This window comes from Streptomyces sp. NPDC045022, assembly GCF_056432605.1.
Genome location: NZ_JBWKIR010000050.1, coordinates 15,629 through 28,702 on the forward strand (window position 1 = coordinate 15,629; position 13,074 = coordinate 28,702).

11 protein-coding genes and 3 pseudogenes are annotated in these 13,074 nt (G+C 69.3%); 8 read left to right on the forward strand and 6 right to left on the reverse strand.

Annotated features, from left to right (window positions below; genetic code table 11):
• Positions 1-2: 2 nt before the first annotated feature.
• The gene (locus AC07C1_RS39675; protein ID WP_478946986.1) at positions 3-1,058 is read right to left on the reverse strand and encodes a ferredoxin reductase; all 1,056 of its coding nucleotides are present in this window, start codon (positions 1,056-1,058) and stop codon (positions 3-5) included.
• Between the two features lie 86 nt (positions 1,059-1,144).
• Between AC07C1_RS39675 and AC07C1_RS39680 the strand changes: the two genes are divergently transcribed.
• The 3 genes from AC07C1_RS39680 to AC07C1_RS39690 all read left to right on the forward strand — a co-directional run bounded on the left by AC07C1_RS39680 (position 1,145) and on the right by AC07C1_RS39690 (position 4,179).
• Positions 1,145-2,284 (forward strand): PucR family transcriptional regulator, encoded by a 1,140-nt coding sequence (locus tag AC07C1_RS39680; RefSeq protein WP_478946987.1) that lies wholly within the window; start codon positions 1,145-1,147, stop codon positions 2,282-2,284.
• A gap of 562 nt (positions 2,285-2,846) precedes the next feature.
• A complete protein-coding gene (locus tag AC07C1_RS39685) occupies positions 2,847-3,185 on the forward strand; it encodes a thioredoxin family protein (RefSeq protein ID WP_478946988.1) in 339 nt (112 codons plus the stop codon).
• 517 nt (positions 3,186-3,702) lie between these two features.
• Positions 3,703-4,179, forward strand: a complete 477-nt coding sequence (locus AC07C1_RS39690) for an ATP-binding protein (RefSeq protein WP_478946989.1) — start codon at positions 3,703-3,705, stop codon at positions 4,177-4,179.
• A gap of 52 nt (positions 4,180-4,231) precedes the next feature.
• Here the strand turns inward: AC07C1_RS39690 and AC07C1_RS39695 are convergent.
• Positions 4,232-5,070: pseudogene (locus AC07C1_RS39695) on the reverse strand (transposase).
• A 151-nt stretch (positions 5,071-5,221) separates the two neighbouring features.
• Here AC07C1_RS39695 and AC07C1_RS39700 point away from each other — a divergent pair.
• Entirely contained in the window at positions 5,222-6,121 is a 900-nt protein-coding gene (locus tag AC07C1_RS39700; RefSeq protein ID WP_478946990.1) for an NADP-dependent oxidoreductase, read from the forward strand.
• 297 nt (positions 6,122-6,418) lie between these two features.
• On the opposite strand, the gene AC07C1_RS39705 is transcribed toward AC07C1_RS39700, so the two are convergent.
• The gene (locus tag AC07C1_RS39705; protein ID WP_478946991.1) at positions 6,419-6,679 is read right to left on the reverse strand and encodes a hypothetical protein; all 261 of its coding nucleotides are present in this window, start codon (positions 6,677-6,679) and stop codon (positions 6,419-6,421) included.
• A 2-nt stretch (positions 6,680-6,681) separates the two neighbouring features.
• Positions 6,682-7,307 (reverse strand): annotated as a pseudogene (locus AC07C1_RS39710) (DUF6192 family protein).
• 936 nt (positions 7,308-8,243) lie between these two features.
• On the opposite strand from AC07C1_RS39710, the gene AC07C1_RS39715 reads away from it, so the two are divergent.
• Both AC07C1_RS39715 and AC07C1_RS39720 read left to right on the forward strand, forming a co-directional pair.
• Positions 8,244-8,756 (forward strand): P-loop nucleotide/nucleoside kinase family protein, encoded by a 513-nt coding sequence (locus AC07C1_RS39715; RefSeq protein ID WP_478946992.1) that lies wholly within the window; start codon positions 8,244-8,246, stop codon positions 8,754-8,756.
• 79 nt (positions 8,757-8,835) lie between these two features.
• Entirely contained in the window at positions 8,836-9,102 is a 267-nt protein-coding gene (locus tag AC07C1_RS39720; RefSeq protein WP_478946993.1) for a YciI family protein, read from the forward strand.
• 391 nt (positions 9,103-9,493) lie between these two features.
• Here AC07C1_RS39720 and AC07C1_RS39725 read toward each other — a convergent pair whose 3' ends face one another.
• Both AC07C1_RS39725 and AC07C1_RS39730 read right to left on the reverse strand, forming a co-directional pair.
• Positions 9,494-9,922, reverse strand: coding sequence for a hypothetical protein (locus AC07C1_RS39725; RefSeq protein ID WP_478946994.1), 429 nt, complete (start codon positions 9,920-9,922; stop codon positions 9,494-9,496).
• A gap of 253 nt (positions 9,923-10,175) precedes the next feature.
• Positions 10,176-11,162: a helix-turn-helix domain-containing protein gene (locus AC07C1_RS39730; RefSeq protein ID WP_478946995.1), complete on the reverse strand. Its 987-nt coding sequence runs from the start codon at positions 11,160-11,162 to the stop codon at positions 10,176-10,178.
• Positions 11,163-11,189: 27 nt separating this feature from the next.
• On the opposite strand from AC07C1_RS39730, the gene AC07C1_RS39735 reads away from it, so the two are divergent.
• Positions 11,190-11,498: a hypothetical protein gene (locus tag AC07C1_RS39735; protein ID WP_478946996.1), complete on the forward strand. Its 309-nt coding sequence runs from the start codon at positions 11,190-11,192 to the stop codon at positions 11,496-11,498.
• Between the two features lie 194 nt (positions 11,499-11,692).
• Positions 11,693-12,089, forward strand: a pseudogene (locus AC07C1_RS39740) (GNAT family N-acetyltransferase); the annotation flags it as partial.
• Between the last annotated feature and the right edge of the window lie 985 nt (positions 12,090-13,074).

The following is a 13,074-nucleotide window of genomic DNA, read 5'->3' on the forward strand; positions in this document are numbered from 1 at the left end:
TCCTACCGTTCGATGTCGCAGGGGCCCGCCGCGGCGGACACGCAGGTCTGGATGAGGACGCCCGGCTCGGCCTCGGTGATCTCGCCGGTGCGCAGGTCGCGGACGGCGCCCGCCTTGAGCGGCGTGACGCAGCCGAAGCAGATGCCCATGCGGCACCCGGAGGGCATGAGCACGCCGGCCTCCTCGCCGATGTCCAGCAACGGCGTGGCGCCATCCGCGTCGACGGTCTTGCCGGTGGCGCTGAACGTGACCTCGCCGCCGTCGCCGGCGACGACGATGCTGGGGCGGAAGCGTTCGGTGTGCAGGCGTTCTTGGACGCCGTGCTCGGTCCAGTGCTCTTCGGCGGCGTCGAGCAGGCCCGCGGGTCCGCAGGCCCAGGTCTCGCGCTCGGCCCAGTCGGGCACGAGTTCGTCGAGACGGGCGATGTCGAGCATGCCGTCTGTGTCGGTGTGCACCTCGGTGAGCCGCAGCTTCTTGTCCGCGACCAGGTCGTGCAGTTCGTTGCGGAAGATCACGTCTTGCGGCCGTGGCGCGCAGTGGACCATGACGACGTCGTCGAACTCGATGTCGCGCAGCATGCCCATCACGGGCGTGATGCCGCTGCCGGCCGTCAGGTAGAGCACCTTGGCGGGCTTGGCCTGCGGCAGCACGAAGTCACCGGTCGGCTGGTCGAGCTGGATCAGCGTGCCCGGTTTCGCCCTGCGGACCAGGTGGTTGCTGACCTTGCCGTCCGGGATCGCCTTCACGGTGATCGTGACGCGGCCGTCCCGGCGGTTTGTCGGCGAGGTGATGGAGTAGGCACGCCACAGGCGCACCCCGTCGACGTCGACCCCGATCCGCACGTACTGACCGGCTGTGTGGCCGCGCCAGCCCCGTCCCGGCCTGATCACGACAGTCGCGGCGTCACCCGTCTCGGGGTGCACGGCCTCGATGCGCCCACGCAGGTCAGCGCCTGCACGCAGCGGGCTGACCAGGTCGATGTAGTCCGACGGCAGCAGCGGCGTCGTGACCATCTCCAGCAGTTTCCACGCCCTGCTGCGGAGGGCTGCACTCGTCATGACTCCAGTTTGCTGCGCCTCAAGGCGTAAAGTCCTGACCGCAGGACGTAAATCTGGTCGGCTGAATTGTTCGCAGGGAACAAAACGTGAGCCATGCAATCCGGAGGGCCAGCGAACTGGCCCTGGATGACACGACGGTCACCGTACTTCGGGCCGCGCTGAAGACCACCGCCGACGAGGTCGTCCAGGCGATCATCGACGAGGTCCCTCCCTACGCCAACGCCCTTTCGGGCCGCATGGGCGGCACCATCCGCCGAGCCGTCCGCACCGCCCTGGGGCACTACCTGGACCTCGCGAGCGGGAACGCCACAGGCGGCGACGCCGGTGACGCAGCCTACGAGTTGGGCCGCGGCGAGGTGCGCGACGGCCGTTCGATGGACGCCCTACTCAGCGCCTACCGCGTCGGCGCCCGCGTGGCCTGGCGATGCCTGGCAGCGGGCGCCGTACCCGCAGGTCTGCCCGCCGCCGAGGTCGCCAAGTTCGCCGAGCTGACCTTCGCCTACATCGACGAGCTCTCCGCCGCGAGCGCCGCGGGCCACGCCGACGAACTGGCCGCCCGGGGCAGGGCCCAGGAGCGCCACCTGGAACACCTGGCCCGCGACCTCCTCGCCGGCGCGAGCCCGGACGTGCTGCTGGCCTCTGCTCAACGGGCCGGATGGCAGCCTCCGGTTACGCTGACCGCGGTCCTGCTGCCCGCCGCCCAGGCCCGGCCTGCCTACCGCGCGCTCGACCCGAGCACCCTCGTCCTCGACGATCTGCCGGACGCCACCGGTGTGCTGCTCGTCCCCGATGCCGACCGATCACATCTCTTGCGGCAGCTAACCGACCGCACCGCCCTGGTCGGCCCGGCCCGGCCATGGACTCGTGCGTCCGCCTCGTACGCACGAGCCGTACGCGCGCGCTCCCTCTCCTCTGATATTCGCGACACCGAGGACCACCTGCCCGAGCTGGTGCTGAGTGCCGACGTGGACGCGTTCGCAGACCTGCGTGCCCGAGCCCTCGCACCGTTGCGGACCTTGCCTGTCGCGACCGCACGGCGGCTGGAGGAGACGTTGCGGGCGTGGCTGCTGCACCAGGGCAGGCGGGACGAGGTGGCGGCGGCGTTGTTCGTCCATCCCCAGACAGTCCGGTACCGGATGTCGCAGCTGCGGGAGCTGTTTCCGGATCTCGCATCGCCACACCGGGTCCTTGAACTGACGCTGGCGGTCGGTCTTCGGGTCAGCTGACGCGTACTTCGACCGTCCACGACCGCGTCCGTGAGCGGTCCAGGAATCGTGCCTCGTTCTCGGTGCCATCAGCCGGGTCATGCGGCCCGGGGAAGAGCGGCATGAGCCGGCTGAGACCGGGGGTTGATGTGAAGACCAGACAAGGCCTCGGGAAGCCCGTCGGGGGCGCTGTCTCTGAGAAGCGCGGTGGCGGATACGGCTCGACTGGATGCGGTGGACGATGCGCACCGGTCCGCTCGTCGACGCGCTCATCGAGCATCTGGTTGGTGATCTCGGCCGCTATGCCCTGGAAAACGGCTTTCATGTCGTCGTGGAGGGTGCTGTCCTGGCACGAGCTGACCCACGGGCGCGCGGCGGGCTGCAGCTGGGTGACCGGCGGGGCGGCCGGGCCGGGTCACCAGGGGCGGGGGACCGGGCCGCTCGCGCCGGGGACCACCGTGGTTCTGCGACGGCCCCGTGCCTCCCTTCCGACAGGTCAGCCGGACTACCGACCGGGCCGGCCTGGCACACCGTGCGAGAGATGATAGGGATGGAATGACGGAACGTGAGGTCAGGAGCTTCCATGGCGAAGAGGGTTCACCGACCCCGTGAGGACGCGGAGTTCAATTTCATCCTCGGGATGAGCGGAGTTCCGGTCCTCGCATACTTCACCGGGACATGGCCCAAGGCAATCGAGCCCTGCCGGGTGATGGACCTCGTCGTGGGTGGCATCGCCGACGACTACACGGGCCGCCTGACGGCCGTCCGCACCGACATCACGCGTTGTCCGGCCGCAACCGAGCGATACGGGATCACCGGAGCCCCGTCCTACGTCCTGCTGAAGGAGGGAGGGGCGGTGGCGCACGGCACGGGGCCTATGACCATCGCCGAGGTACGGAAGTTCCTGGACGGCCACCTCTGAGCGGCCGCTGCGGCACGTGGCCGCGACGCCCGTCACGTCTCGTCTATGGGAGCTGCGCCGCCTGAGACACCCCCACAGGTCACATAACGCCGTCCAGCCCGGTCCTCCGGCAGCTGCGCCAGTGCCGCCGCCCGGATCTCGGAGAACGAGGCCGTCATGTCCGTCCCATGCCGGGAGCGCAGCAGCACCCGCCCGCCCGCGTGCACGCGAGCTGGGCACGGTAGCCGTCCCACTTTGACTCCGCGGCCCAGCCCGGCCGCAGGTCGGGTTCGGGCACGGCGGTGCTCAGCATCGGCTCTGGCAGCTCCCAGGTCACGGTCTATGCCTTCCACCCAGGCCATCAGAGAAGTTCTCCAATCCCGGCGTCTTCACCCGACCGAGTAGGGGTCCCGGCCATGGACCACTGGGACGCGTAACGATGCGTAACCGTTCGGTGGCTGACCTGTGCCGACTGTGTCGTTGGTTTGGGGGTATCGGAGGTGGGCAACCAGCGGCGCTTCGGACCTGAGGCGGATGTATGGACCTGGCTGGGCACGATGAGGGCCAGGAGCCGCTCGTTGAGCGTCCGATCGCGGTCTTCGCTGCGTTCGAGGGCAGTGAGGAGATCGCCGAGGCTCGTGACATGGCCCGCGACTTCCTCGCGTCTGTGCAGGCTGTGCATGGATTGCCGGTGTCGAAGCGGGCGATGGGCATGGTGCAGCTGGTGGTGAGCGAGCTGGTGACCAATGCCCGCAAATACGCGCCGGGGCCGTGTCTGCTGGACTTAGAGATCAGTGATGGTGCCGTTCAGGTGAGCGTGTGGGACAGCAGCACGACGCTGCCGTCGGTGCTGGCAGCCGACCCGGGCCGGGTGGGTCAGCACGGCTTGGAGATCGTGATGGCGGTGTCCCAGAGCTTCGCGGTTCACCGGGAGCCGGTGGGCAAGCGGATCACGGTGGCCGTCGTCCTCGCTGACGATCCCGGCGGGGACGTGGCCGGCCGCCAGGTCATGTGACTTGCGCCTGTGCTCCCGAAACTGCGTGCCCGGCACTATGCCCCCCGTTGCGCTAGGTGTTGCTGCCGGTGCCCATCCTGAGCCGTCGGCCGGTGCTACGGGAGCATGGGCGCCTACTAGGGTCCACCGCATTGTTCACCCCGCCGCTGGGCAGCTTCTCCACGGTCAGCCGGATGACGGTGCCCTCGATGATGGGCAGCGGGCCGTTGTGGTCAAGCCATGCGGCCCGGCGGGTCAGGCGCGGGTGCAGCCGGTCCCACGCCTGCGCGGTCGCCTTCCCATAGAGCCGGGTGTCCGTCGCCGTCACGGCCTGCTCGGTGCCCCAGGTCGCCGAGTCGCCGAAGACGAACTCGCCACCGTGCTTGGGCGGCCGGCCGCCCTTGGGGTCGTAGACCCGCGGCGGTGTCGGCCGCCGCATCACGCGGTCCGAACGGAGCCTCCCGACGATCTCGACGGGCAGCCCCGCCAGCAGGTGGGCGATGCGCGGAGCGTCGTATCCCGCGTCCAGCACAACCAGGACCTCCGGATCACCCGGCCACCACTGACCGTCGACGACCAGCCGCTCGAGGACCTCGCGGATCTGCACCGTGGTCGCCGCAGCGACATCGGCGCCGAGCTCCAGGCGGACCGCGTCCAGCACCGCCGTCCAGGACATGCGGCCGATCTCCAGCGCTGCCACCACCGAGTACGGCCAGCCCGGGACCATCTGATGCTTGCCTCACTCCGGCCGAACGTGTGGCAAAAGGCCCGGTCAGCACACGTGTCGGCGTCCGGCCGCAGCCACGGCGAGACATCCACAGCCAGCACCAGCCGACCATCCGCCGCCCTCGGCAACGGCACCCCGACCAGGGCACGACGCAACCTTGCGACATGTCCGGGTCGCTGCTGCATAGGCTCGACACCCCAATGCGGCTGAGACCACGAGCGACCTCTGTAGGGGGTCCCGAGGTCGACACGGGTGCCTGCTTTGGGTTTCCGGCCCGCACCTCCCGGTCGGCCGGACTGAGTGAGAGGACAAAGATCTGCTGTGAAGGCGTGCGGAGTGTCGGGGGCCGAGAATGAAGTCGCCCTGCTGGAGTTGCCCGAACCGTCATCTCCCGGGCCCGGTCAGATCCTGATGGCGGTTGAGGCGGCCGGGGTCGGCCCGTGGGACGAACTGCTAAATGGCGCTGGTTGGGACGTCGGGCTGCGCCCCCCGGCGGCGCTGGGAGTGGAGGGCGCGGGCAAGGTGCTGGCCGTCGGCGCGCGTGTCACCGGGTTTGCCGTAGGCGACCGGGTGCTCGCACACGAGGCCCCGCTGCCCGGGGGAAGCGGCTTCTGGGCCGAACGCGTTCTGATCAGCGCGGACCACACGGCAGCCTGCCCACCCGGGTTGGACGCCGTGCACGCGGCAGCGCTGCCGGTCAACGGACTCACCGCGTTGCAGGCTTTGGAGAAGCTGGAGCTCAGCCGAGGACAACGGCTCCTGATCACCAACGGAGGCGGAGCCACCGGAGCCCTGGCCATCCAGCTCGCCGTGGCCAAGGGCATCGAGGTGACCGCGACCGCGTCTGCTGCCGCCGCAGAGCGCCTGCTCGGTCTGGGAGCGATGGAGGTCATCGACTACCACGACCCGAACTGGCCGGCCAAGGCACGGGGCGGCTTCGACGCCGCCCTCACCATCGCCACCGGCACGGCGGACGCCGCCCTGCCTTTGGTGCGGGACGGCGGCCGACTGTGCTCCCTGACCTCGGACGCGCCTGCGGAGGAACGAGGCATCACGAGTTGGGACCTCTACCTCGAGCCCAACGCCACGCAGCTTGTCCAGCTGGCGGAGCAGGCCGCCGCTGGAACCTTGAAACTCGCACCGGAACCCCTGCCGCTGAGCGACGGACCGGCTGCGTTCGCGCGGGTGGTTACCGGACGGGCCGGCGGTAAGAAGATCGTGCTCACCCAAGCATGACCCGACCGGGCACGACCCGATCCCGACGCTGGGCCACGGCGCCCGTCAGGCGCGATCGAGAAATCGTCAGGCTGAGGGGGACGACCGAGGAGGTGCTGGCGAGGGTTGGTGCTGGCGAGGTTTGCTCACGCCGGGGCCGTGCCGCAGCCGCCGTGGCAGGACCTAACCCACACTGCTAAGTGCCTGTGTCACATCCTCTTTCCGCAGGTCACGAGGCTCTGTAGCTGGGTGGTGATCGGGTTAGCCGTTCGGCTGAGCGTCGATGGACGCCGAGCCGAACAGCAGTCGGCGGGCTCGTCAGGACGCCCGCTCGTAGCCGGTCCAGACCTCCGGCGCGTCGTCCAGCATCCGGTATCCCCACGTCTTGTCCCAAGTCACCGGCGGAAGCCCCTTCGCCGCGGCCACCATCCGCAGGTGCGCGAGCCCGGTGTGGACCTGCGCGCGGGTGCGCTCGGTGGCCGCCATCAACTGGACGATCGTCAGGCCGGCGGGACGGCCCTCCAGCAGGGCGGACAGGGTGGCTTCGGCGTGGACGTGAGCGGGAACGCCCCGCCCCATCGCTACTCGCCCGAGCCCTTCAGCAGCTTCTGAAGCTGCTCGTCCAGGTCGACCTCGCCGCGGGTGACCGCGTTCTCGATCCAGTCCGCCGACGCCGCACCCGGGCAAGGCCCCGCAGGATCGTCTCGCGTTCGGCGTCGTCGTAGGGCTCGCCGCGCAGGTTCGGCACGATCCTCCCGGCGGTGACGGTGAACTGCGTGCAGACCGCGACCAGGTCCATGAACTGGGTGTTGTGCTCCATGCGCCGCAGCCGGTCCAGCTGCGCGGCGGCTTCCTCCTGCCCGTACTGGACCTGCTGACGGAACTGGTCGAACTGCGCCTCGTTCACGGCGTGCCTGGCGGTGTCGTCGGACATGGCCTTCGAGGCGACCGCCGGACGGCGCAGGAAGTCGGTGGCCACCCGCGCGGCCACCTGGTCGTCGGCGGCCAGGTCGTGGATCGCATCCACCTTCTCCTGGACGCTCTCGGGGGTGTCGACCTTCCAGCCGACGATCCGTTTCGCGCTGTCGTGCGTCCAGCGCGCCGGCCCGCCGCGCGGATTGGCCGGGGGGTTGTTCACCGCCTCGAACCGTTCCTGCTCGTCGGGGGAGGGAGGCGAGGATCTTGTGGAAGATGGTGTGGGAGACATCGGCCCGCCGGCGTTCCTTCGGCCAGCGCGAGGCCACCCACCGGTAGTCCCGGACCGTCGAATACGCCAGGCCGACGTCCTCGGCGAACATCCGGATCGCCTCGCTGACCGTGAACAACTCCTCGTTCCCCGACGGGTTGGTGCCTCCGTAGGAGCGCATCGGCTCGATCTCCAGGCCTGCGTCCCCGAGCTGCCACTGGACGCTGCTCATCGTCTCGACCCAGTCCCGCCCCAGCTTGACCAGCTCGTCGTAGCGCTGCCGGGTCACACTGCCGACCATCCCGGTCATCCGGACACCACCCCCACGAGCCCCTGGTGCGACACCCGTATGTGGCGCAACTCACCCTGGAGGCTCGTCACTTCGCACCATCCGACCACCTCGCCCGGCAGAGAAGGGCGTACGGCCCCGGCGCCCGAAGCGGTCCCGCATCCATCGAAAGCGCAGGCTCACGCCTCGCCGGACCGCGCGCGCCGCGCGTGCCATGACCGTTTGCGGCAGGCGGGAGAGCAGTACACCGCAGAGACCATGCGGTCGACCCCGACCGTCCACGACACCCCGCACTGTGGACATGAGGCCGTCACGCCGGCCTTCACCGCCTCGGTCCGAGCCCTCGCCCGACGCATCCGCCGCCAGTGCCTCGAACGGCAGGACGCCTCACAGAACACCGCCGTCGACTTCGCCGACGGCATCAACGGCCCACCACACTCCCGGCACAGCCTTGGCCCGCCCCCGCCGACCGGGACGACGACCAGACGCAACCGGGGCACTCCGTCCCTGCCCATACGACCACCGTACGGCGGGCGGTATCCGTGGCCCAGCCGTCGCTTCGGGCAGATCCCCCCGAAGCGACGAGCCCCTGAACTGCATCAACAGACCAGTCGACTTGCCGTGCAAGGACCTGACGCAGGCACTTACGGCTCCGGCAGGATGAGCACATGCTCATCGTGATCGGCGGACTTCCCGGCACAGGCAAGACCACCCTGGCCCGACTACTGGCAGCATGCATCGACGCGGTCCACCTACGCGTCGACACCATCGAACAGGCCATCGTCCGCTCCGGCCTGGCACAGCACCCAGTCGGACCGGCTGGCTATGTCATCGGATACGCCCTGGCCGAGGAACATCTCCGGCAAGGACTCACCGTGATCGCGGAATCCGTGAACCCCCTGGCTGCCACCCGCAACAGCTGGCAGGGCGTGGGAACACGAGCCGCCGCCCCCGTCGTCGAAGTGGAAGTCATCTGCTCAGACCCGGACGAGCACCGAGACCGCGTGACCACGCGATCGATCGACATCCCTGACCTGCCGCTGCCCAACTGGCAGCAGGTTCTTAACCGCGACTACGAGCCCTGGGACCGGGAACACGTCGTCATCGATACAGCCGGCCAAGACCCGCAAGAGTCGCTCGCCTTGCTCCTCCACCATCTCGATCACCCCCGCGGACGCTAATCGGAGTCAACGAAGGCTGCCGAAACCACGCTATGTCATGACCGGCTCAAGAACAGGCACTCACCCACTCTCGCACGTCATGACAAGGAGAACGTTCCTGAGGTTCGCGATCGTCGTCAATCGAGAACGACGCATCCAGACGCACCATCCAGGACGACCGCTCGCCTACCGCAAGAGGATCGAGGCATGGATGGGCGAGCAGGCCCAAGCCGGTGTCCTGGTCGTCGGCGGCGAGGCATTTGAGACCGAGGCCACGCCGCCGGTGACGGTACGCCGGGCCGCAGACGGCACCACCGAGGTGACCGAAGGCCCGTTCACCACTGGGGAGGAGACTCTGGGCGGTTAGCTGCTCGTCGAGGTCCCCGACCGGAACACGGCCGTCGACATCGCCAGTATCTGGCCGACCCAGGAGGCCCTCGAGGTACGCTCCCTCTGGACGGCCGAGTAGGTCGCGCGTCTGCGACCGGGTCAGCCCGACGCTGGCGATCTTCAACGGCCACCATCGGCATGACCTGTGCCCGTCACCCGAACGGGGCTCCGGCCGCAATGCCGCCGCCTGTGCTCGCCAGCGGCCGTTTTTCGGCTCGGTGCGCCGGACCGGGGCTGCCCGAGTGACACCGAGCAGCCTCTCGTCGGCAGGCTGTCAGAGCTGCCCGCAGCGGTCGATCATGATCTTCGGGTCGGTACGGTTACCGGCAGCGTGATCCGGTCGCCTCGCACGGTGGGATGGAAGGCTGTCAGTACGCCCGGAGCGCGCTTCCGACGTCGTAGTTGGCGGAGTGGCTGAGGGTGATGTAATTCTTCTCGTATGTGGCCTTGGGCCAGCCCGAAGTCTGCAGCGAGCAGCTCTGGTTGTAGTAGCCGTTCTGCGGTGTGAGGGTGCAGTCCCAGGAGTACCAGCCGCTCTTCAGGTCAATGCTCCGCTCCGGTTCGATGCAGGAGACGCCGTCCTGGCAGACGTATTCCATCCAGCCGTAGGTGGCAGCGGTCAGATAGATGTCCCGGTGCAGCTTCGCGGGTGCCATGGAGGAGTTGGGGGTGCTGGTGAGCCACAGCGTCCGCTCCAAGACGGCGGGCGCGGGGGCTGCCGTGGACGGGGTCGCGCCGAGTGCCAGAACGGCCCCGACGACCGCGGTGACGGTGCCGATCCTGAATCGCTTACTCATGTTCCATGTCCTTTGCTGTCGCACGTGGGCCCCTGTCGCACACCCCTGCGGTGCAGACGCCGCCCTTCAGCGGTCGGCAGGGCGCGGCTGCGAGTCGTGTCGCTCGCCGCCACGTCGCGGCGAGTCTGTGCGCCCGTCCCTCCGGCCCGCTTCTTGGTCGAGAATGCCCGGCGGCGGTCTGCTTGTCGTTGTCATGCGGTCTACACCTTGTTGGCAATGCGTCCACATGCCGTCGGAACCGCCTCGATGGCTTTCAGCTTCCGCCGAGCAGGCTCTCTCGCCGGAACTCCGCTGGGGAGAGTCCGTAAGCGGCGCGGAACGCCCGGCTGAAGCCAGAGGCGTGGGGGAGTCCCCACCGAGCGGCAATGGTGTGTATGGGAGTGCCGCGTAGCGCGGGGTCGGCCAGGTCACGGCGGGCGCCTTCCAGGCGTCGGCTGCGGATCCAGGCGGCTACCGTCTCGCCGTGCGGCTGCTCATGGAAGATCCGGTGGAGGTAGCTGAGGGAGATGTGGTGCGCGGCGGCGATCGTGGAAGGGGACAGGTCCGGGTCGTGCAGGTTCTGTCGGACGAACGACAGCACGGACTGCACGGTCGCCGTTCGGCGGTTCTCTGGTGGCAGGGCCTCCCGGGCGTCAACGAGGTGTGTGAGCCAGGTGGAGAGGAGATCCAGTACGACCGTTCCCAGGCGCGGCGCGTCGGCGGGGCGGAGAGTGTCGGCCTGCCGCTGAAGCCCGACGAGGAACTCCACCAGCAGCGCCCCGGCGCCCTGCTGTCCCGGCAGCTTTCGCCCCAGCAGCTCACGGAGCCGGTGCTGAGGCAACGGTAGAAGCGCCTTCGGCAGGTCCACCCCCACTCCCCTGACCATGGCACCCGTCCCGTCGCCTGCCATCCGCAGGTCGAACGGTTGGGAGCTGTCGACCAGATGGAGGTCCCCGGGTTGGAAGGCGTGGGTACGCCCTGCGTGGTCGAGGGCCATCTCTCCGTCGAGGAGCAGCGAGAGGTGGTAGCGCTCGGGGTCGGAGCGGCGTACCGCCCACGCGCTTCGCCGGTAACGCGCCGGCAGGCATGACACCGGCAGCACGATGATGGGCCCCAGCTCCATGAGGCGGCACTCCGCCCGGAAGTCGGCGGCGTAGGAACTGGTGACATCACTGGTGCGCGTCCGGTCGAGCAGCTGCCGCCAGCCATCGAGCCGATCCGACACGGGTATGTCGTCGCTGCGGAACACCGTCCCGATCATCTGCCCCGTTCCCAGGTTCTCTACGCCTTGTCGACGAGCAATGTACGCGCCGGCTGGCGCCCGTTGCGGGCCAAGGACGAGGTCCAGCCCGTCACCGTCACCGCGGCACCGACCCCGAACTGCAGGCGCTCTACGACCACCTCGCGCCCGCCGCCGGCGATGCCGGAGCGGACACCGCTGAGGCCATCGCCGCCCGCGAGGGCGCCGCGACGCGGTCATGCGGGCGGTGCGCCGGCGGACCGCGGCCAGGTCGGCCGCCAGATCGCCTCCGGCGTCCAAGGCATGTGCGGCGCGCTGACCTCCGACGTCCAGGGTGAGGCGATCATCAGCTCCTAGCGGCCTGATGCGGGGGTCCGGCGGCACCATCACAGCCGGACAGCCGGACAGCCGGAGCCCCGCCGGTGCCCCTGGAGCATGGCTGCGGCTCGCTTTTTGCAACGGCGTGTTCAGCTCCTCCACGTGCCGCCCGGCACGCCTGCCGTGCGAGGCGGGCGGGCCGCCTCATGTGGAAAGGCTCCCGACGAAGACCGAGATCGGGCCCCATCAGGGCCGGCGACTACCGCGCGGCCTGGGAGACGGTCGTCGACTCCTACGCGGACACCGGCTTCATCCAGAAATGGCCTTTCCAGGACTTCGTCGACACCGCCGACCCGGCCTGCTGGCGGGCTGCCTGGAGCGGGCGGGTCATGCTCGGAGTGGCCCTCTGCTCCATCCGTCGTCACGACCGCACCGTGGGCGAGCTCGAGGAGCTGAGTGTCCGAACAGACCAGCGACGTCTCGGGATCGGCCGGGCCCTGCTCCTGGACGGCTGCAAAGCCTTCGCGAGCACGGTGCAACGACGGCCCGGCTGTACACCGGCACGGCAACGAGAGTGTGGGGTTCCGGCGGCAGAACGAGTACGTGCGGTACCGCAAGCCGGTCGCATGACCGGCCCACGGCGGCCCACCTGTCCGGCCACCGCGTAGCGCACCCATGCCTGGGCGTGACGTGGCGGAGGCAGGCCGTGCCGAGTCCGCCGGGTCGTTGGCTCGGCCGGCCGCCGTCGGGCCGAACTGCGTGCGCGTCTGCGGCTGTTGCCACGGCCGCTCGCAACAGCTGGGGCAACTTCGCACCGATGCCCAAGTGGCCGGGGAACTCGTTCACATGCCAGGAGACCAGCTGGCCCTGCCGGGAGAGGTGAGGCCGGCCTGGTCGATGCGGTAACGGTCGTCGTCTTGGCCTAGCGTCCCTGGCAAGACGCGGCCGGCCCTGGTCATGGAGATCGTCCGCACACGCCTGGGCGGTGACGCACTCCATGAGTAGCTGGCTTCCCTGCCGGCCTACCGGGCGAAAGCCTGCCTTCTCGATCTGCAGGCGCGCCGGACTCAGGCCGCTGACCGCGCAGCGCGCCTGCACGACGCCTGGACCCAGGCCGTAGCCGCAATGCCGCCGGTCCGGCCGCTGGCCGACTACCTCACTGCCACCGATTCTTCCGAGTACGCCCGGATCACCTTCAGGGAGCAGCCGCACATCAAGATCGCTGACAGCCTGGCGGAGGCCCGGCTCTCCTGGACCGATCAGGAAGCCCTGGCCGCCTTGGACCGGGATGCGTTCGTGGAGCGCGCCCGCACCCGGCCGTCACGGCTGACAGTCTGCTCCAACTCGACGGGACATGGCTGGTCAGGCCCACCTGGGCAGACTCACAGGCGCCCGATACGGCGGCCGACGAGTATCACCGGCGTGTCAACGCCTACCTCGACAGCCTGCCCGAGGACCAGGTGATCGTCGGAGCCGACTTCATCCGCTGACCGACACCATCGCAAGGCCCCCTCCGGTCATCCTTGAGTTCTAGTGGTCGTCGCAACACCCCAGCTCAAGGGGTGCGATGTTCGAGATCCGCAAGACCCGGACGGTGGCCCAGGGCCGCAGGAAG